At 63.3% G+C, this 18,300-nt stretch carries 18 protein-coding genes; 1 reads left to right on the forward strand and 17 read right to left on the reverse strand.

The genetic code is table 11. From position 1 onward, the window contains the following. Position 1: 1 nt before the first annotated feature. From AAHE99_RS14665 to AAHE99_RS14680, 4 genes are all read right to left on the reverse strand, one after another. Entirely contained in the window at positions 2-661 is a 660-nt protein-coding gene (locus tag AAHE99_RS14665; RefSeq protein WP_342118091.1) for a peroxiredoxin, read from the reverse strand. 103 nt (positions 662-764) lie between these two features. Continuing rightward, a complete protein-coding gene (locus AAHE99_RS14670; RefSeq protein ID WP_342118092.1) occupies positions 765-2,045 on the reverse strand; it encodes a hypothetical protein in 1,281 nt (426 codons plus the stop codon). A gap of 7 nt (positions 2,046-2,052) precedes the next feature. Then, positions 2,053-2,649 (reverse strand): MarC family protein, encoded by a 597-nt coding sequence (locus AAHE99_RS14675; RefSeq protein WP_342118093.1) that lies wholly within the window; start codon positions 2,647-2,649, stop codon positions 2,053-2,055. Next, positions 2,646-3,638 (reverse strand): hypothetical protein, encoded by a 993-nt coding sequence (locus tag AAHE99_RS14680; protein ID WP_342118094.1) that lies wholly within the window; start codon positions 3,636-3,638, stop codon positions 2,646-2,648. Before AAHE99_RS14680 ends, AAHE99_RS14675 begins: the two co-directional genes overlap by 4 nt. 212 nt (positions 3,639-3,850) lie before the next feature. Between AAHE99_RS14680 and AAHE99_RS14685 the strand changes: the two genes are divergently transcribed. Continuing rightward, complete coding sequence (locus tag AAHE99_RS14685) at positions 3,851-4,291, forward strand: FKBP-type peptidyl-prolyl cis-trans isomerase (RefSeq protein WP_342118095.1); 441 nt, start codon at positions 3,851-3,853, stop codon at positions 4,289-4,291. 52 nt (positions 4,292-4,343) lie between these two features. On the opposite strand, the gene AAHE99_RS14690 is transcribed toward AAHE99_RS14685, so the two are convergent. The 13 genes from AAHE99_RS14690 to AAHE99_RS14750 all read right to left on the reverse strand — a co-directional run bounded on the left by AAHE99_RS14690 (position 4,344) and on the right by AAHE99_RS14750 (position 18,291). Then, complete coding sequence (locus AAHE99_RS14690) at positions 4,344-4,889, reverse strand: phosphoribosyltransferase (RefSeq protein ID WP_028104425.1); 546 nt, start codon at positions 4,887-4,889, stop codon at positions 4,344-4,346. A gap of 17 nt (positions 4,890-4,906) precedes the next feature. Beyond that, positions 4,907-6,217, reverse strand: coding sequence for an adenylosuccinate synthase (locus AAHE99_RS14695; protein ID WP_342118096.1), 1,311 nt, complete (start codon positions 6,215-6,217; stop codon positions 4,907-4,909). 5 nt (positions 6,218-6,222) lie between these two features. Then, complete coding sequence (locus tag AAHE99_RS14700; protein WP_342118097.1) at positions 6,223-7,383, reverse strand: ATP phosphoribosyltransferase regulatory subunit; 1,161 nt, start codon at positions 7,381-7,383, stop codon at positions 6,223-6,225. 144 nt (positions 7,384-7,527) lie between these two features. After that, positions 7,528-8,403 (reverse strand): protease modulator HflC, encoded by an 876-nt coding sequence (gene hflC / locus AAHE99_RS14705; protein WP_342118098.1) that lies wholly within the window; start codon positions 8,401-8,403, stop codon positions 7,528-7,530. Then, the gene (gene hflK, locus AAHE99_RS14710; protein WP_342118099.1) at positions 8,403-9,671 is read right to left on the reverse strand and encodes an FtsH protease activity modulator HflK; all 1,269 of its coding nucleotides are present in this window, start codon (positions 9,669-9,671) and stop codon (positions 8,403-8,405) included. The genes hflC and hflK overlap by 1 nt, the downstream gene beginning before the upstream one ends. A 7-nt stretch (positions 9,672-9,678) precedes the next feature. Continuing rightward, positions 9,679-10,824 (reverse strand): GTPase HflX, encoded by a 1,146-nt coding sequence (hflX, locus tag AAHE99_RS14715; RefSeq protein ID WP_342118100.1) that lies wholly within the window; start codon positions 10,822-10,824, stop codon positions 9,679-9,681. A 10-nt stretch (positions 10,825-10,834) separates the two neighbouring features. Next, the gene (gene hfq / locus AAHE99_RS14720) at positions 10,835-11,080 is read right to left on the reverse strand and encodes an RNA chaperone Hfq (RefSeq protein ID WP_161027385.1); all 246 of its coding nucleotides are present in this window, start codon (positions 11,078-11,080) and stop codon (positions 10,835-10,837) included. A 137-nt stretch (positions 11,081-11,217) separates the two neighbouring features. Next, positions 11,218-12,561 (reverse strand): ribosome biogenesis GTPase Der, encoded by a 1,344-nt coding sequence (der, locus tag AAHE99_RS14725; protein ID WP_342118101.1) that lies wholly within the window; start codon positions 12,559-12,561, stop codon positions 11,218-11,220. A 7-nt stretch (positions 12,562-12,568) separates the two neighbouring features. Further along, positions 12,569-13,726, reverse strand: a complete 1,158-nt coding sequence (gene bamB, locus AAHE99_RS14730; RefSeq protein ID WP_342118102.1) for an outer membrane protein assembly factor BamB — start codon at positions 13,724-13,726, stop codon at positions 12,569-12,571. A 4-nt stretch (positions 13,727-13,730) separates the two neighbouring features. Further along, the gene (locus tag AAHE99_RS14735; protein ID WP_342118103.1) at positions 13,731-14,378 is read right to left on the reverse strand and encodes a YfgM family protein; all 648 of its coding nucleotides are present in this window, start codon (positions 14,376-14,378) and stop codon (positions 13,731-13,733) included. Positions 14,379-14,405: 27 nt separating this feature from the next. Further along, positions 14,406-15,749 (reverse strand): histidine--tRNA ligase, encoded by a 1,344-nt coding sequence (gene hisS, locus AAHE99_RS14740; protein WP_342118104.1) that lies wholly within the window; start codon positions 15,747-15,749, stop codon positions 14,406-14,408. Between the two features lie 6 nt (positions 15,750-15,755). Next, on the reverse strand, positions 15,756-17,018 hold the full coding sequence (gene ispG, locus AAHE99_RS14745; RefSeq protein WP_342118105.1) for a flavodoxin-dependent (E)-4-hydroxy-3-methylbut-2-enyl-diphosphate synthase: 1,263 nt from the start codon (positions 17,016-17,018) through the stop codon (positions 15,756-15,758). A gap of 13 nt (positions 17,019-17,031) precedes the next feature. Beyond that, the gene (locus AAHE99_RS14750; RefSeq protein WP_342118106.1) at positions 17,032-18,291 is read right to left on the reverse strand and encodes a helix-turn-helix domain-containing protein; all 1,260 of its coding nucleotides are present in this window, start codon (positions 18,289-18,291) and stop codon (positions 17,032-17,034) included. Between the last annotated feature and the right edge of the window lie 9 nt (positions 18,292-18,300).

The raw sequence follows: 18,300 nt of genomic DNA on the forward strand, positions 1-18,300 counted from the left end.
ATCAGGAAGGCTGCTTAACGATACGCAGGTATGGCTTAGGCGCCTTCCAGCCGTTCGGGTAAATACCCTTGGCTTCCTCATCGCTGACCGAACCGGCGATGATCACGTCTTCCCCATGCTTCCAGTTGACCGGCGTCGCCACGCGGTGCTTGGCGGTCAGCTGCATCGAATCCAGCACGCGCAGGATTTCGTCGAAGTTACGGCCGGTGGTCATCGGATAGGTCAGCATCAGCTTGATCTTCTTGTCCGGGCCGATGACGAACACCGAACGCACGGTGGCATTGGCGGCTGCGGTGCGGCCTTCCGAAGTGCCCGCCTCTTCCGCCGGCAGCATGTTGTACAGCTTGGCGACTTGCAGGTCGGTATCACCGATCATCGGATATTTCACCGTAGCACCTTGAGTTTCCTCAATGTCGGCGGCCCACTTGCTGTGGTTCTCAACCGGGTCGATCGACAGGCCGATGATTTTGGTATTGCGCTTGGTAAATTCCGGCTCGATCTTCGCCATATAGCCCAGCTCCGTGGTGCAGACCGGGGTGAAATCCTTCGGGTGCGAGAACAGCACGGCCCACTTGTCGCCGATCCATTCGTGGAAATCGATAGGGCCCTGGGTGGTCTGGGCTTTGAAATTTGGTGCGGTATCGTTAATACGCAGGGACATAACAGCTCCTTCAATAGTTGGCGTCGTGGGACTAACATCGTGCCACGCCGCCATTATCAAGGCAACATGTTTCCAACCAAGCGCTATTTTCGAACTAGCTTATTCATTTATCGTGCACCAGCACCGTACCGACCAGGTCGCCCTGCGATACCAGCGTTGAGCGGCCCTGCGCATCCAGTGCGAACAAGCCGCGGCCATTGCTGTAGACGATGGTGCCGTTCGGCGTGATATCGAAGGAGCTCACATTGCTGGCCACCACCGCTTCGGCGCCGCTGCGGGTGCGCCGCACCAGCTGCCACGACGAAGGCACCAGCGATGGGATGCCGCCGATGCTGGCTTCCTTGCGCAGCGCACGCTCGGCATCGATGCGCTTGCCCTGCAGGACAATGTTCTTGAGGTCGGCCTGCATCGGCGCGCCGCCCGCGCCGGTCAGCGGCTTGCGCGAGTACATCAGCGAGAAGAAATTCAAGTAATGGAAAACGGCGCGCAGCAAGCGGAATGGGAACAGCAGCGTATCCAGCACCACATTGCCCGCGTTGTACTGCGGCGGTTCGTAGGGACGGCGGATAAAGAACAAGGCGCCATCAGCCGCCACGCGCGGCGAAAGAAAATCGTAGCGCGGGTCTTCCAGCACCGGCGTCACTCGCCCGGTAGCGGTATTCAACTCCTGCAAGGTGACGTGGCCGGTAGCGGCCCAGCCGCCCTGCTGATCGCGCGCGATGCCGGCCGACTGGTAGATCACCAGCCCCTCCTCGCCCGGCACGGCCGTCGGCGCCGAATCGATGGTGTCGCCGCCGGACAGTTCGCGCAAGCCGTCGCCCGCTACGCCCATGGTGGCGATATGGCTCGCACCTCCGCGCCCCTGCACGGTGCAGTAGATGGTTTCACCCGACGGCGACAGGCTCAGGTCCGCCAGGCGCAATTGCTGGCGGTGCAGCAGGCGCTCCTCATGGCCGCTCGCCACATCATAGGAAAACAGCCCGCCCATGCCCTGGTCGGACTGAAAATACAGCAACTTGCCCGCGCCGCAAAAGCGCGCCGATGAAATCAGGATGGGATCGGCGCCGCGCTCGAAATCGCGGTAATTGCCATAGGCCGCCACGCCAAAGGCCGTATCCTTTTTCCAGGCATTCTTTTCGAGGCTGCGCTCCGCGCGGTCCATGGCCTGCTGCGCATAAGGGCTGGTGATTTCCTGCACGGTGCCATACGCGCCCTGCACGAACAGCTTGCCGTTGACCACCCAGCCAAACTGCACCGGCGGCGCGTTGCCGCCCATCGAAGGCGACGGCGCCGCCGCACCGACCGGCTGCACATACTGGTTGGTCGCCTTGTAGAACAGCACCACCAGCAGTACTACTATTCCCAACACGATCAGCACATGCATGGTCACCTCATAGTGTCTTGATAAACTCCCGGATACCGCCCAACAGCATTTCGATCGACATCGCAGCCAGGATCAAACCCATCAAGCGTTCGAAGGCGATCATCACTTGCGGACCAAGCGCTTTTTGCAGGCGCTCGGCGCCCAGGAAAACAGCCAGCCAAACCACCACCACGGCTGCCAGCGCGGCCACGTGCACGATCACCTCGCCCGCGCTCTCGCGCGAGAACAGCAGCACGGTCGCCAGCGCGGACGGACCGGCCAGCGCCGGAATCGCCAGCGGTACGATGAACGGTTCGCCGCCCTCCTGCTTGCCCAGCACGCCGTCCGGGTGAGGGAACACCATGCGGATCGCGATCAGCAGCAGGATCACGCTGCCTGCAATACGCAGCGAAGCTTCCGACAGGCTAAGCGCCTTGAGGAAGTGGCTGCCGAAGAACATGAACACCAGCAGCACCACGAACGCGATCAGGCATTCGCGCACCACGATCTTGGGACGCCGCTTGGGTGGAACGGTCGATAAGGCCGATGCAAAAATCGGAACGTTGCCAAATGGGTCAGTGACCAGCATCAGCAGGATAAAGGTTTGGAAGAAGTCTTGGGTCATGAGCGCAAGTTTACACCACCGGCCTGGGGCGGCGAAGAAGCTGCCGCACTCCCCTTGCCCAGCTTGCGGTCGCAGGCGTCCACGCCCGCCACGTCCGGCCACATCTCAGGCACGATGCGCTCGCCCAGCTCCTGGCGCAGCTTGAGGTAGGTCTCGCGGTCGTTGGCGCGGCAGGCAAAAGAGGCGAACTTGTTCTTGCCGCGCAGGTCTTGCGGATGGCGCTGCAGCAGGTCTTCAAAGCCCGCCTTGACCATGCGCCATTCCGGCAGCCCGCGCTGCTCGCGGAACTGGATCGCCTCGCTGCCATTGCCGTCTTCGCGCCAGTACAGGCGCGCATACATGGCGCCGCCTTCCACCGACTTGGTGAAGAACACGGCGCGGCGCGCGAACTGGTCGAACTGCACGGCGCTGCCGCCCAGGCGCGGACTGTAGGCGCGCGACATGGCGTAGTGGATCTGCGGGTCGTTCGGGAACACCAGCACCGCATCGAGGTAGGCGCGCGCCGCCGAATGGCGCGAGCTGGCGCCATCCAGCTGCAGGCTGATATTCAGGCTATGCCACAAGGGGCAGGCATTGGCCTGCGCCTTGACTTGCTGCAGGCTGGCTTTGCCGCGTCCCAGCTGCTCCTGGTAGAAGTCCATCGCCTCCTTCGGCAGCTGGCCGACGGCGCCCAGCCGCAGCTGCGATGCGTAGGCGCGCCAGTAGATCGCTTCCACCATGGCGCCGGCCAGCGAATCGGGGGTTTGCTGGCGCCATTGGGCCAGCGCATTGCGGTCGGCCTCCCACGCCTGGGCGGTGCGGAAATAGCTGTCGAACTGCGCTTCGAAACCTGCGCTGTCGCCGCTGCACCATTCACGCAGGCTGCGGTCGATGGCGTCGAATTTCCTCTCAGCCCACTGCTTCTGTAGCAGCGGCGGCTTGGGCGCCGCCACGCCCGGGTCCTGGGCGCCAGAAGCTAACAACAATGGCAACAACAACGAAGGAAACATCGACAATCCCTGCAACAGCAAAACGATGCCAAGAATTGTATAGTCGTTTCCACACGGAAATGTATCCGATTTTCACTAATCGGTATTTTTTTGTTCAGTTGTGGTGAATTCAGTACACCAGGCGTAGGCCCCTTGTCGCCATTCCACCATTGCTAGCGGAGCTCAAGTCGCTTACCCTGCGCATCATTCACATTTTTATTGGAAAGAGAACAATGAAGCGACTGCTCTCCTGCTGCCTGATCGGCGCGAGCCTCAGCCTGTCCCTTGCCGGCTGCGAGCGCGCCAAAGCGCCTGCGCCAACCGAAGCGCCGGCCTTCCCGCTGCAAAAAATCGATAACGTCACCGGCATCGGCAAAGAAGCCGTCGATGGCGCCGAGGTCGTCGTCAACTACGCCGGCTGGATTTACGATCCCAATGCCGCGCAACAGCGCGGCGCACAGTTCGATTCGTCGGTCGGCCGCAGCCCATTCACCTTCGAGCTCGGCGCCGGTCAAGTCATTCCGGGCTGGGACCAGGGCGTGAAAGGCATGAAGGTCGGCGGCAAGCGCACCCTGATCGTACCGGCCGCGCTGGGCTATGGCAGCCGCGGCATCGGCCCGATTCCGCCGAACTCCAACCTGATCTTCGACGTCGAACTGCTGGACGTGAAATAAAAAAAGCGGAAGGGTTTGCACCCTTCCGCTTTTTGTTTGAGGCCTGGCGATATTACGCGCCGGTCTCGCCCTTCTTGATCCATGCCGCCAGCTGGTGCGGGCGCAGGCCATCGTAGTCTTCGAACGGCTGGTGGATCCATGGGTTGTGCGGCAGTTCTTCCATCTGGTAGTCAGGCTTGAATGCGGAGCAGCCCTTGGTCCAGATCACGGCCGATTTCACTTCGGTCACGCCTTCGAAGTTGTCCTTCAGGTGCTTCATCACCTTGGTCAGGGTCACACCGGAATCAGCCAGGTCGTCGACCAGCAGGATCTTGCCGGACAGCGGGCCCTTGGTCATGGTCATGTACTTGGCGATGTCCAGGTCACCGCGCACGGTGCCCGCTTCTTCGCGGTAGGAGCTGGTCGACAGGATCGCCAGCGGCACGTCGAAGATGCGCGAGAACACGTCGCCCGGACGCACGCCGCCGCGCGCCAGGCACAGCACCATGTCGAACTTCCAGCCCGATTCATGGACCTTCAGCGCCAGGCGCTCGATCAGGCGGTGGTACTCGTCCCAGCTAACCCACAGGTGCTTTTGGTCGGATACAGGAGTGGTCATGCTCTTACTCTTTCTGATTATTCAAACGGGTGGCGCAGAACGATGGTCTCTTCGCGGTCTGGACCGGTCGATACCATGTCGATCGGCACGCCGACCACTTCTTCGATACGCTTGATGTAAGCGCGGGCCGCTGCCGGCAGCGCTTCCATCGACTTGGCGCCGACGGTGCTCTCGGTCCAGCCAGGCATTTCTTCGTAGATCGGCTGGCACAGTGCCGCGTCTTCAGCGCCGACCGGGAAGATGTCTACCTGCTTGCCGTTGATGGTGTAGCCGGTGCAGATCTTCAGGGTTTCCAGGCCGTCCAGCACGTCCAGCTTGGTCAGGCACATGCCCGACACGCCGTTGATCTGTACCGAGCGGCGCAGCAGCGCTGCGTCGAACCAGCCGCAACGACGGGCACGGCCGGTCACGGTACCGAACTCGTGGCCCACGGACGACAGGTGGTGGCCAACGCCTGCATCGGTCGGCAGTTCCGATGGGAACGGACCGGAACCAACACGGGTGGTGTAGGCCTTGGTGATGCCCAGGATGTAGTGCAGCATGCCAGGGCCGACGCCGGCGCCTGCAGCGGCATTGCCAGCCACGCAGTTCGACGAGGTGACGAACGGGTAGGTGCCGTGGTCGACGTCCAGCAGCGAGCCTTGCGCGCCTTCGAACAGCAGCGAGCCGCCAGCTTTATGCGTCGCGTACAGGGCGGAGGAAACGTCGGTCACCATTGGGCGCAGGCGCGGCACGTAGGCCAGCGCATCGTCCAGGGTCTTCTGGTAATCGATCTTCGGCGCTTTAAGGTAGTTTTCCAGGACGTAGTTGTGGTAGTCCAGGTTCTCTTTCAGCTTCTCGGCGAAACGCTCTGCGTTCAGTAGGTCGGCTACGCGGATCGCGCGGCGGGCAACCTTGTCTTCGTACGCAGGGCCGATGCCCTTGCCGGTGGTGCCGATCTTGGCGGCGCCGCGGGCTGCTTCACGCGCTGCATCCAGAGCGGTGTGGTAAGGCAGGATGACCGGGCAAGCCTCGGAAATCTTCAGGCGGGAAGCCACTTCCACGCCGGCCGCTTCCAGCTTGTCGATTTCGCGCAGCACGTCAGGCACGGACAGCACCACACCGTTGCCGATGTAGCAGGCCACGCCTGGGCGCATGATGCCCGAAGGGATCAGCTGCAGGGCGGTCTTGACGCCGCCGATCACGAGGGTGTGGCCCGCGTTGTGGCCGCCCTGGAAGCGCACCACGCCCTGGGCGTGTTCGGTCAGCCAGTCGACGATCTTGCCTTTGCCTTCATCGCCCCACTGGGTGCCGATAACAACAACGTTCTTTGCAGTTTTGTTTGACATCACAATTAACCTAAGTTTTTGAGAATCCAGTTACTACCACTTTCGTCGAGCACCAGCGCGCGGTCGCACTGGAACTCGTCCTGTTCATCGTTATGACCCGGCAGCGACTGGATCACAACTTCGCCGGACTTGCGCAGCTCGGCGATTTTTTCTTTCAGTTCCGGCGCATTGCCCCACGGCGCGCGGATCGAATGCTTGCGCTCCGCGGTCGGCAGCAGGCGCGCCAGTTCGCGCAGGTCCAGCGAGAAGCCGGTGGCCGGACGCGCGCGGCCGAATGCTTCGCCCACGTGGTCGTAGCGGCCGCCGCGCGCCACCGCGTTCGGCAGGCCCGGCACGTACAGCGCGAACATGGCGCCGCTCTCGTACTGGTAGCCGCGCAGGTCGGCCAGGTCGATCGCCACGTCGGCGCGGCCGATGGCCGATGCCGCCAGCGCGGCCAGTTCGGCCAGCGCGTGGGTGATGCCCGGCAGCGCCGGCAGCGCCTCGCGGGCGCGCTTCAATACTTCCACGTCGCCGTACAGGCTTGGCAATGCCAGCAGCGCTGCGCGCGTCGTTTCATTGTACTTGGCGGTCTGCTGCTGCAGGCCCGGCACGTCCTTCGCGCGCAGCAGCGCGACGATGGCATCGTAATCCTTCCTGGCCGCCGCATCCTGCTCCAGGATCGCGTGCAGCACGCCGACATGCGTCAGGTCCAGGCGCACCTCGGTAAAACCGGCCAGGGCCAGCGAACCAAGCGCCAGCTCCTGGATCTCGGCGTCCGCTTCCAAGCCGGCATGGCCGTAAATCTCGGCGCCGATCTGGAACGGCTCGCGCGTGGCGTGCAGGCCGGACGGGCGCGTATGCAGCACCGAGCCGGCATAGCACAGGCGCGTCACCGTGGCGCGGTTCAGCAGGTGGGCGTCGATACGCGCCACCTGGGTGGTCATATCGGCGCGCAGGCCCAGCATGCGGCCGGAAATCTGGTCCACTAGCTTGAAGGTACGCAGGTCGGTGTCGGCGCCGGCGCCGGTCATCAGCGACTCCACGTACTCCAGCATCGGCGGCATGACCAGCTCGTAGCCGTACAGCCGGAAATTATCCAGCATCAGGCGGCGCAACTCCTCGATCTTGCGTGCTTCGGACGGCAAGACGTCGGCAATATATTCAGGCAAAAGCCAATTCGGCATGGTTGGTGCTATTGAAATATAAACAATGCAGGCGCAACGGTGCGCCCCGAAAACCGGAGAACCAAACCGCGTATTTTACGCGAATTTGCTGCAATGCAGTTAAAAAAAAAGCGCCGCAATGCGGCGCTTTGCCTGCTGGAGCGTTTACTTCCCGCTACCGGCGCTCTTGAAGTACTTGAAGAAGTCCGACTGCGGATCGACCAGCATCACATCAGCCTTGGTCTTGAAGGAAGCGCGGTAGGCTTCCAGCGAGCGGTAGAACTTGTAGAACTCCGGGTTGCGGCCAAACGCTTCGGCGTAAATCTGGGACGCCTTGGCATCGCCCTCACCCTTGATCTTCTCCGCCTCGCGGTAGGCTTCCGCCAGGATCACGGTGCGCTGCTTGTCGGCGTCGGCGCGGATCTGCTCCGATTCAGCGGAACCGGTGGAACGCGCCTCGTTGGCCACGCGCACGCGCTCGGCCTTCATACGCTCGTAGACCGAGTTGTTGATCTGCTCAACATAGTCCACGCGCTTCAGGCGCACATCGACGATTTCCACGCCGATCTGCTTGGCCTCGTCCACCACCTTGGTGCGGATCGATTCCATCACCTTGCCGCGCTGGCCGGAGATCACTTCGCGCACGGTGCGCTTGGTGATTTCATCGTTCAGGGCCGCCTTCACGATCTGCTGCATACGGTCGCCGGCGCGGTTCTCGTCGCCGCCGAACGACACGAAATACAGGCGCGGCTCGGTCACGCGCCATTTGACGAAGGCATCCACCAGGATGTTCATCTTCTCGGCGGTGATGAAGCGGTCAGCCTCTTTCGGGTCCAGGGTCTGGATACGCTTGTCCAGGTACACCACGTTCTGGAACGGCGGCGGCAGCTTGAAGTGCAGGCCAGGCTCGGAAATCACCTGCTTCACTTCACCCAGCGCAAACACGATGGCGTACTTGCGCTGGTCCACCACGAACACGGTGGAGGACAGCAGCATCAGGGCGATGAAGCCGGTAATCAGGATAGTTGCAAAGCGGTTCATTAGCGGCTCTCCCGGTCACGGGAAGAATCACGCGAACGGCCATCACGGCGGTTCGGCTCAGTAGTCGGTTCCGGCAGCAATACGGCAGCCGGCGGCGGTGCGGACACGCTGGCGGCGCGCGCCTCGGTTGCAGCCACCTGGGCGATCAGCTTATCCAGCGGCAGGTACAGCAGGTTGCTGCCGGCCTTGGAATCCACCATCACCTTGCTGGTGTTGGAGAAGATCTGCTGCATGGTGTCCAGGTACATGCGGTCGCGCGTCACGGCAGGGGCCTTCTGGTACTCGGCCAGCACCGACTTGAAGCGGTCGGCGTTACCGGTCGCATTCTGCACCGTCATGGCGCGGTAGGCCTCGGCTTCCTGGATCAGGCGGAATGCCGCACCGCGCGCTTTCGGCACGATGTCGTTGGCATAAGCCTGGCCCTCGTTCTTCTGGCGTTCGCGGTCCTGGCCGGCCTTCACCGCGTCGTCAAACGCGGCCTGCACCTGCTCCGGCGGCTGCACGCCCTGCATGGTCACATTGGTGACCTGGGCGCCGGACTTGTAGCGGTCCAGGATCGCCTGCATCAGCTGCTGGGTGTCGTTCGCCACTTTCTCGCGCCCTTCATACAGCACGAAGTCCATCTTGCTGCGGCCGACCACTTCGCGGATCGCCGTTTCAGCGACCTGGCGCACCGTATCCTCCGCGTCGCGGTTGGAATACAGCCAGTCGAAGGCCTTCTTCACCTTGTACTGCACGGCGAACTGGATGTCGATGATGTTTTCGTCCTCGGTCAGCATCAGCGCTTCGGAAGCCATCTTGGTCTTCGCGCTGCCGCGATAGCCCACTTCGACCGTACGCACGGTGGAGACGTTGACGGTTTCATTGTTCTGGAACGGGTACGGCCAGCGCCAGTTGAAACCGGCCGGCGTCTCGTGGCTGAACTTGCCGAACGTGGTCACCACACCGGTCTGGCCTTCCTGCACGATGAAGGCGCCGGAAGCGAGCCACACCAGCGCCGCCACCGTAGCTACCGCGCCGAAGGTAATGCCGGCGCCCTTCATGTCGCCGCCGCCACCGCCGCTGCCGCCGCTACCGCGGTTCTTGCCGCCGCCGAACAGGCCATTCAGGCGCTGGTTGAAGTCGCGCCAGAGTTGATCGAGGTCCGGCGGTCCTTCGCCGGGCTTTTTGCCTTCCTGGGCCTTGCGGTTGTCCTTGTCGTTGCCCCAGTTATGGTCATTCAAGGACAGCTTCAGGCCAAGTCTTTTCTTGAGAGAGGAAAAAGGCATATTTTTCTTAGTGAGATCCTACTTGGGTAAAGTTGAGAATACTGTCTTCCGCCAGCTCCTCTTTGGGGTTGGCCAGCGCTTCCTGCTCATCCCGTGCTGCCTCACAGATCGCATCGCGCAGCAGGTCCAGACCTTGGCCTGTGCGTGCGCTGATGAATACGCGGGAAATCTTATCATACTCATTACGTTCGACCGCCGGCTCAAGGCCCGCCGCATCGATCTTGTTCCACACCAGGATCTGGGGGATATGGTCGGCGCCGATTTCGCGCAGCACCAGGTTGACCTGTTCGATCTGCTCCATACGGGTCGGCGAAGCGCCGTCCACCACGTGCAGCAGCAAATCGGCGTGGATGGTCTCTTCCAGCGTGGCGCGGAATGCCGCCACCAGCTGGTGCGGCAGTTCGCGCACGAAGCCGACCGTGTCAGACAGCACGATGTTGCCGATCTCCTCGCCCATGTAGACGCGGCGCGAGGTGGTGTCCAGCGTGGCGAACAACTGGTCCGCCACGTAGACGCCGGCCTTGGTAAGCGTGTTGAACAGGGTCGATTTGCCGGCGTTGGTATAGCCGACCAGGGACACGGAGAAAGTATGGCTGCGGCCACGGGCACGGCGCTGGGTCTCATGCTGCTTGCGCAGCTTGGCCAGTTTGGCGCGCAGCATCTTGACGCGCTCGCCGAGCAGTCGGCGGTCGGTTTCGAGCTGGGTTTCACCAGGGCCGCGCAGGCCGATACCACCCTTCTGGCGCTCAAGGTGGGTCCAGCCGCGCACCAGGCGCGTGGCCAGGTGCTGCAACTGGGCCAGTTCGACCTGCACCTTACCCTCGTGGCTTTGCGCGCGCTGCGCAAAGATATCGAGAATCAGGCTGGTGCGGTCGAGCACCCGGCATTGAAGGCGTTTTTCCAGGTTGCGCTGCTGGGCTGGGGACAGCGCATGGTTGAAGATGACGATTTCGAGCTTGTGGTCCTGCACCGCATGGCCGATTTCGTCGGCCTTGCCGCTGCCGACGAAATACGCGGCATCCGGGGACGACCGCTTACCGGTGATGGTGGTGACAGGATCTGCGCCCGCGGAGCGGGCCAGCAGCATCAACTCCTCGATACTGGCAGCAAAGTCGCCCTGACCGAAATCTACCCCGACTAAAGCTGCACGCATACGAAGGGGCTTACTCCGCTGCCTCGGAGGAGTTGTCGATGTTCAGGTTGACGGCGCGGGCAGGCACCACGGTGGAAATAGCGTGCTTGTACACCATCTGGGTCACGGTGTTACGCAGCAGTACCACGTACTGGTCGAAAGACTCGATATGGCCCTGCAGCTTGATGCCGTTTACCAGGTAGATCGAGACTGGAACGTGCTCTTTGCGCAGCGCGTTCAGGAATGGGTCTTGTAACAATTGCCCTTTATTGCTCATAACAGCTCCGTTTTATGTTGTTGTGTACGAAATGGAGACGCTGCGCCTGCTTTTCAAGTGCTGCTGGGGATGCTCCAAAGCTACTGTACCTTGTTTTTCTTAATCTTGCAGCGAGATAAACCTTAAGTTTGACTTATTTAGCCTTCGCGTTTGTCAAACGGGTTCTTGCCGTTACGCAACTCGATGCGCAGCGGAGTGCCAACAAGCTTGAAACTATCACGGAAATGCTTTTCCAGATAGCGTTTATACGGTTCGGACACCGCATCCAGCGAATTGCCGTGGATAACGATGATCGGCGGGTTCTGGCCGCCCTGGTGGGCGTAGCGCATCTTCGGACGCACGCCGCCCTTGCGCTTCGGTTCCTGCTTCTCGATGGCTTCCTGCAGGGCGCGGGTCAGCTTCGGCGTCGGCAGGTTGGCCGTGGCCGCCGCATAGGCGCCGTTCACGGACTTCATCAGCGGGCCGATGCCCGAGCCGCGCAGGGCCGAGATGAAGTGGGTATTGGCGAAGGACAGGAAGTCCAGCTTGCGGTCCATATCCATCTTGACCTGGTCGCGGTCGTCCGACTGCAGGCCGTCCCACTTGTTGACCGCCACCACCAGGGCGCGGCCCGATTCCAGGATGAAGCCCGCAATGTGGGCGTCCTGCTCGGAGATATCCTGCTGCGCATCGAGCATCAGGATCACGACGTTGGCTTCCGAGATCGACTGCAGCGTCTTCACCACCGAGAACTTCTCGATCGCTTCGAACACCTTGCCGCGGCGGCGGATGCCGGCGGTGTCGATCAGGGTGTACTGGCGCCCCTCCCGCTCGAACGGGATCTCGATCGAATCGCGGGTGGTGCCCGGCATGTCGAAGGCGATCACGCGCTCTTCGCCCACCAGGGTGTTGATCAGGGTCGACTTGCCCACGTTCGGGCGGCCCACCAGGGCGATCTTCACGCCGCGGTCCTGCGGCAGCAGTTCTTCCTCGTCGGCCGGACGCGAAGCGAAGGCCTTGTCCAGCGCTTCCTGCACCAGGTCGTGCACGCCGTCGCCGTGGGCGCCGGAGATCGCGTACGGATCGCCCAGGCCCAGCTCATAGAAGTCCGACACGGCAGCGGTATAGCGCATGCCTTCGGCCTTGTTCACCACCAGCAGCACCGGACGGCCGGATTTGCGCAGGAAATCGGTAATCGTCTTGTCGTGCGGGGTCATGCCCTGGCGGCCATCCACCAGGAACACCACCACGTCCGCTTCTGCCACGGCCTGCTTGGTCTGCAGCGCCATCTGGAACATGATGCCTTCCTTGGCAACCGGCTCAAAACCGCCGGTATCGATGACCAGGAACGGACGATTGCCAACGCGGCCCTCGCCATAGTGACGATCGCGCGTCAAACCAGGGAGGTCCGCTACCAGCGCATCGCGCGAGCGGGTCAGTCGATTGAATAAGGTCGATTTCCCGACGTTCGGGCGACCTACAAGTGCAATTACCGGCTTCATATTATTTTTATTCGACCGCGATAGCGGCCACAGTCCCATTCTGGGTTTGGAAAATCACATTCGAACCCGCCAGCACCGGCGCCGCCTTGATGGCGCTGCCGTCGGTGGCGATCCGACCTAAAATCGTGCCGTCTTCCCGCGACAGGAAGTGCACATAGCCCTCCAGATCGCCCACCGCCACAAAACGGCCGTAGGAAATCGGGGTGGACAAGCGGCGGTAAGCCAGCTTCTCATTCTTCCAGACCGATGCGCCGCCATCGCGGGCAAAGGCTTGTACAGCGCCCTTCTCTTCTGACACGAACACGAAGCGCTGGTCGACGCCCACGCCCACGTCCGACGAAGTCGGCTTGCTCCAGCGTGCAACGCCGGTGTTCAGGTCCATGCAGCCGACCTTGCCCTGGAAGCTGACGGCGCACAGGTCGCTCTCGAACACCACCGGGCTGCCGGAGATATCGGACACGCGTTCCAGCTCGGTCGCGCCGCGCGGCTCGGACAGCGGCACTTCGAAGCGCGGCACGCCGTTGCTCAGCGCCAGGGCCAGGATGCGGCCGGCTGGCTGCGCGGAGTACACATTGCCATTGGCGATCACCAGGCCCGGCATATTGCGCAGCGTCAGCGGCGGCGTCACGCGCTGGATGAACCAGCGCTTCTTGCCGTCGGCCGCGTCATAGGCGGTGACCTTGTTGTCGCCGGTGCGCACGATGACCACGTCGTTGCCAACCGCAGGAGCGGACAGGATCTCGCTCGAAGCCTGCACCTCCCACAGCGCCTTGCCGCTGCCGTCGAAGGCGAACAGCTTGCCCTTCTCGCCGCCCACAGCCAGCAGCTTGCCATCCGGGCTGACGCCCACGCCGGCGGTCAGGTCGCCCTTGACCTTGCTGCGCCACTGCACCTTGCCGCTGGCGGCGTCCAGGCGCTCGATATTGCCGTCTGCGTCGGCCACGAACACGCTGTTGTCGGCCAGTGCCGGGGTGAAGACATTGGCGCCGGCCTTGCCGGTGCTGTGCTTCCATACGATGCGGGCCGGCACGCCGGACTTCATCTCTTCCAGCTTGGCTGGCGCGAACTTGTCTTCCTTGGCGAACGGATTCAGCTTGTTCATGGTGCTGCAGCCAGCAGCCAGCGCCAGTACGCCCAGCGCAATGATGGTACGCGTTGCTCGCATGTGCTTATGCCTTCTCTTCCGGCGCGGTGCCGCCGATGGATTCGAGTTTCAGCTGGATCAGCTGGCGGCCTGGGGCCTTCTTGTCGGCGGCTGCCAGCGCGGCCAGGTAGGCTTTGCGCGCATCTTCCATCTTGTTCTGTGCGGCCAGGATGTCGCCCTTGCGGTCTTCCACCGAGCTCTTGAACTGCGGCAGGGTTGCGCCGGCCAGCGCCTTCAGCGCAGCGTCGTAGGCTTTTTCGTCCAGCAGCACGCCTGCCAGGCGGATCGAGGCCACGTTCTTCTGCTCGTCGTTGCCGTGTGCAACCACCCATTCCAGCTGCGCCTTGGCGGTCTTCAGGTCGTTGGCGTCGAAGGCCGACTTGGCGGCGCTCAGGCCTGCCAGCGCGGCGTAGGACGAACTGCCGAATTTGTTCTCGATGTCGCCCGCTACGCGCTGCACCTTGGTGTTGTCCTTGGCGGTGACGGCGGTCTGCAGTTCATCGAACAGGACGGAAGCTTGCGCCGCCTGGTTGCGCTGGTAGTAGTTCCAGCCGTTCCAGCCCGAATAGGCGGCCAGGCCGGCGATCACCACCCAGGTGGAAACGTTGCCGTACTTCGCCCACCACGCCTTGAGGGTAGCAAGCTGTTCTTGTTCTTCGAGATCGTATGCCATGTTTCAGTCTGCCTGTATCTTTATTGATTAATGGTGGTGGTGATGATCGTGGTCGTGGTCACAATCGTCTCCGCATGTGATCTGGTCCACGACGTAATCGACAACGCCTTCGAAGGCAACGGTTTGCTGCTGGCCTTCGCCTTCCGCAGCGCGCATTGCCTTGACGACGGCAGTGTTATTGGCCACTTCGTCTTCGCCGATGATGACTGCGAAGGTTGCGCCGGAGCCGTCGGCTTTTTTCATCTGCGACTTGAAGCTGCCGGCGCCGGTCAGCGCGGCGCAGTGCAGGATCACGTCCAGGCCGGCATCGCGCAGGCGCTCGCCCAGGATGAAGGCTTGCATCTGGGCCGCTTCGCCCTGGTGCACCAGGTACACGTCGCACTGGCGCGGCGCGGCGGTGTCGCCGGCGCCTTTCATCAGTTCGATCAGGCGCTCGATGCCCATGGCGAAACCGACCGCCGGGGTTGGCTTGCCGCCGAACATTTCGATCAGCGGGTCATAGCGGCCGCCGGCGCATACGGTGCCCTGTGCGCCCAGTTCGTCGGTGACCCATTCGAACACGGTGCGGTTGTAGTAGTCGATGCCGCGCACCAGGCGGGTGTTGACGGTGTACTGGATCGCGTTGGCGTCCAGGATCTTCTTCACGCCTTCGAAGTGGGCCAGCGATTCCGCGCCCAGGTAGTCCAGCAGCTTCGGTGCGCTGTTGACGATGGCTTGCAGGTCCGGGTTCTTGGTGTCCAGGATGCGCAGCGGGTTGGTGTGCAGGCGGCGCTTGGCGTCGGCGTCCAGGTGCTCCTGGTGCTGCTCCAGGTAGGCGATCAGGTCGACGCGGTGGCGTGCGCGCTCCTCGGCGTCGCCGATGGAGTTGATTTCGAGGCGGATGTTTTCCAGGCCCAGGTCATCCCACAGGCGGCGGCACATCGCGATCATTTCGGCGTCCACGTCCGGGCCGGTGAAGCCCACGGCTTCCGCGCCGAACTGGTGGAACTGGCGGTAGCGGCCGCGCTGCGGACGCTCGTGGCGGAACATCGGGCCCTTGTACCACAGGCGCTTAGGGCCTTCGTACACCAGGTTGTGTTCCAGCACGGCGCGCACCACGCCTGCGGTGCCTTCCGGGCGCAGGGTCAGCTTGTCGCCGTTCATGGAGTCTTCGAAGGAATACATTTCCTTCTCGACGATATCGGTCACGGCGCCGATGGCGCGCGAGAACAGGCGGGTCTCTTCCACGATCGGGGTGCGGATCTGCTGGAAGCCGTAGCTCTGCACCACGGACTGCGCGGTGTTCTCGAAGATTTCCCACAAGTGGGCGTCGGCCGGCAGGAGATCGTTCATCCCCTTGATGGCTGTGATTTTGTCTGCTTTGTTGGACATGATTCTTTAAGCTGCTTTGCTGTAATTTTTCTGAACGTAGTCGAGCACAATCGCCTGGAATTCTTCAACGATGTTATCGCCGCGCAGGGTCGCTACTTTCTGGCCGTCGACGAAGACCGGAGCGGCCGGCGATTCACCGGTGCCCGGCAGGCTGATGCCGATATTGGCGTGCTTCGATTCGCCCGGGCCGTTGACGATGCAGCCCATCACGGCCACGTTCATCGCCTCTACGCCCGGGTAGGTCTTTTTCCATTCCGGCATCTGCTCGCGCAGGTAGGTCTGGATGTCGTCCGCCAGTTCCTGGAACACGGTGGACGTGGTGCGGCCGCAGCCCGGGCATGCAATCACCATCGGGGTGAATTTGCGCAGGCCCATGGTCTGCAGGATTTCCTGGCCCACCACCACTTCCTTGGTGCGGTCGCCGCCCGGTTCCGGGGTCAGCGAAATGCGGATGGTGTCGCCAATGCCCTCTTGCAGCAGCACCGACAGCGCGGCGGTCGACGCCACAATGCCCTTGCTGCCCATGCCGGCTTCGGTCAGGCCCAGGTGCAGCGGGTAGTCGCAGCGCTTGGACAGTTCACGGTAGACGGCGATCAGGTCCTGCACGCCGGAGACTTTGCAGGACAGGATGATCTTGTCGCGGGCCAGGCCCAGTTCTTCAGCGCGCACCGCGTTTTCGATGGCGGAGGTGATCAGCGCCTCGTACATCACGGCTTGCGCGGTCCATGGATTTTCGCGGGCCGCGTTTTCGTCCATGATGCGGGCCAGCAGGGCCTGGTCGAGCGAGCCCCAGTTGACGCCGATGCGCACCGGCTTGTCGTGCTTGGCGGCGACTTCGATCATTTGCGCGAACTGCGTGTCGCGCTTGGCGCCCTTGCCCACATTGCCGGGGTTGATGCGGTACTTGGACAGCGCGGCGGCGCAGTCCGGGTACTCGGTCAGCAGGGTGTGGCCGTTGTAGTGGAAGTCGCCCACCAGCGGCACGTCGATACCCATCTTGTCCAGCTGGTCGCGGATGTAGGGCACGGCGGCAGCCGCTTCAGGGCGGTCCACCGTCAGGCGTACCAGTTCGGAGCCGGCGCGCGCCAGTTCCTTGATCTGGATCGCCGTCGCCACCGCGTCGGCGGTGTCGGTATTGGTCATCGACTGCACTACCACCGGCGCGTCGCCACCGACCCAGATCTTGCGCTCGCCGTGCTGGATCAGCACGCGGCGGCTGGCGCGGCGCGCCAGTGGTCCGGAAGGGATCGGGTTGTTCGAAGAAGACATTGCTTGGCTACTCTTACTTGATATTTACGCGGGAGATGGTGCCGCCAGGGACCTGCGGCAGATCCAGCTGGGCGCCGGCCAGGTTGGCGCTGACGCCGCCTGGCTTGCCGACGATCAGCAAGTCCTTCTCACGCACGTTGAACGTTTCCGTGCTGCCGGCCTTGACCAGGCGGGCGATCAGCGATGCACTCTGGCCTGGACGGCGGATCTCGATCCAGGAGTCTTCCTTCACCGTCAGGGTCAGCTTGCCGCCTGCGGCGCCGACCGATGGGGCGCCGGCAGGTGTATCGCTGCCCGTTGCCGCTGGCGTCGCGGCGGCAGCAGGCGCGCCTGCTGCCGGCTTGGCCGGGATCAGGCCTGGCGCGGTGGCCGGCGCTTGCGCAGCACCAGGTGCGGCGGCCGCCCCTGTCGCGATGGTCGGCGCGGGACGGTTCGCTGGCGCGGCGCCCGCCGCTGGCGTCGTCGCTGCCGGCTGCGTGCCGGTTGCCGTGGTCGGCGCAGGACGGTTGGCCGGCGCGGTGCCCGGAGCCTGCGTGGTGGCCGCTGGCTGCGTGCCTGCCGCCGTCGTCAGACCGGGACGGTTGGCCGGCGCAGTGCCCGCAGCAGCGTCGGCTGCGATACCGGCACCCGGCACCGTCGCCGGCGCAGGGTTGCTGCCGGCCTGCGGCGGCACCGAAATCAGCGGCACATTCTGGGTCTGCAGCGGCGCCTCGGCCGGCTGCGCGCCAGCGGCAGGCGGCGCCACCGTCAGCGACGCCGACGGTTCCGCCGTGGCAGGCGCTTCGGCCGGCGCGTCAACACCGGCGCGGGTCGCCAGGGTCAGCGGCGCCAACACGCCCATCTGCCAGGCCGCCGCCACGCCAACCAGCGCCACCACAGCCACACCGGCCACGATCGCGCCCATCGGCTTACCGTTATTACGCTCCGTCAGCGACGGGAAGCGCGACTCCTGGAACGACGCCTGCACCTTGGTCGGACGCACGGTAGCCGTGGCGTGGCCCTCGGCCCCCTCCACTTCCACCATCGCCACCAGCGGCGCCGGGTCCAGCCGCATCGCCTTCGCGTAAGCGCGGATGAAACCACGCGTCACCGCGCGGTTCGGCAATGCGTCGAAATTGCCCTGCTCAATCGCCAACACCTGGCGCGGCGCCAGTTTCAGCTGGTCTGCTACCTGTTCAACGCTCAGGCCCATGGCCTCGCGTGCCGCTGCCAGTGCTGCCCCGGGCGTAGAAGCATGCTGCTGGCTGGTCGGCTGTTCCTGCTCAGAATCCATTCGTTCCCC

The organism is Pseudoduganella sp. OTU4001, from assembly GCF_038440195.1.
In the GTDB taxonomy this organism is placed as follows: Bacteria; Pseudomonadota; Gammaproteobacteria; order Burkholderiales; family Burkholderiaceae_D; genus Rugamonas.

Bases quoted from the DNA above. Each gene is read 5' to 3' on its own strand.
- AAHE99_RS14665 (WP_342118091.1), bottom strand. From the start codon at position 661: ATGTCCCTGCGTATTAACGATACCGCACCAAATTTCAAAGCCCAGACC.
- AAHE99_RS14670 (WP_342118092.1), bottom strand. From the start codon at position 2,045: ATGCATGTGCTGATCGTGTTGGGAATAGTAGTACTGCTGGTGGTGCTG.
- AAHE99_RS14675 (WP_342118093.1), bottom strand. From the start codon at position 2,649: ATGACCCAAGACTTCTTCCAAACCTTTATCCTGCTGATGCTGGTCACT.
- AAHE99_RS14680 (WP_342118094.1), bottom strand. From the start codon at position 3,638: ATGTTTCCTTCGTTGTTGTTGCCATTGTTGTTAGCTTCTGGCGCCCAG.
- AAHE99_RS14685 (WP_342118095.1), top strand. From the start codon at position 3,851: ATGAAGCGACTGCTCTCCTGCTGCCTGATCGGCGCGAGCCTCAGCCTG.
- AAHE99_RS14690 (WP_028104425.1), bottom strand. From the start codon at position 4,889: ATGACCACTCCTGTATCCGACCAAAAGCACCTGTGGGTTAGCTGGGAC.
- AAHE99_RS14695 (WP_342118096.1), bottom strand. From the start codon at position 6,217: ATGTCAAACAAAACTGCAAAGAACGTTGTTGTTATCGGCACCCAGTGG.
- AAHE99_RS14700 (WP_342118097.1), bottom strand. From the start codon at position 7,383: ATGCCGAATTGGCTTTTGCCTGAATATATTGCCGACGTCTTGCCGTCC.
- hflC (WP_342118098.1), bottom strand. From the start codon at position 8,403: ATGAACCGCTTTGCAACTATCCTGATTACCGGCTTCATCGCCCTGATG.
- hflK (WP_342118099.1), bottom strand. From the start codon at position 9,671: ATGCCTTTTTCCTCTCTCAAGAAAAGACTTGGCCTGAAGCTGTCCTTG.
- hflX (WP_342118100.1), bottom strand. From the start codon at position 10,824: ATGCGTGCAGCTTTAGTCGGGGTAGATTTCGGTCAGGGCGACTTTGCT.
- hfq (WP_161027385.1), bottom strand. From the start codon at position 11,080: ATGAGCAATAAAGGGCAATTGTTACAAGACCCATTCCTGAACGCGCTG.
- der (WP_342118101.1), bottom strand. From the start codon at position 12,561: ATGAAGCCGGTAATTGCACTTGTAGGTCGCCCGAACGTCGGGAAATCG.
- bamB (WP_342118102.1), bottom strand. From the start codon at position 13,726: ATGCGAGCAACGCGTACCATCATTGCGCTGGGCGTACTGGCGCTGGCT.
- AAHE99_RS14735 (WP_342118103.1), bottom strand. From the start codon at position 14,378: ATGGCATACGATCTCGAAGAACAAGAACAGCTTGCTACCCTCAAGGCG.
- hisS (WP_342118104.1), bottom strand. From the start codon at position 15,749: ATGTCCAACAAAGCAGACAAAATCACAGCCATCAAGGGGATGAACGAT.
- ispG (WP_342118105.1), bottom strand. From the start codon at position 17,018: ATGTCTTCTTCGAACAACCCGATCCCTTCCGGACCACTGGCGCGCCGC.
- AAHE99_RS14750 (WP_342118106.1), bottom strand. From the start codon at position 18,291: ATGGATTCTGAGCAGGAACAGCCGACCAGCCAGCAGCATGCTTCTACG.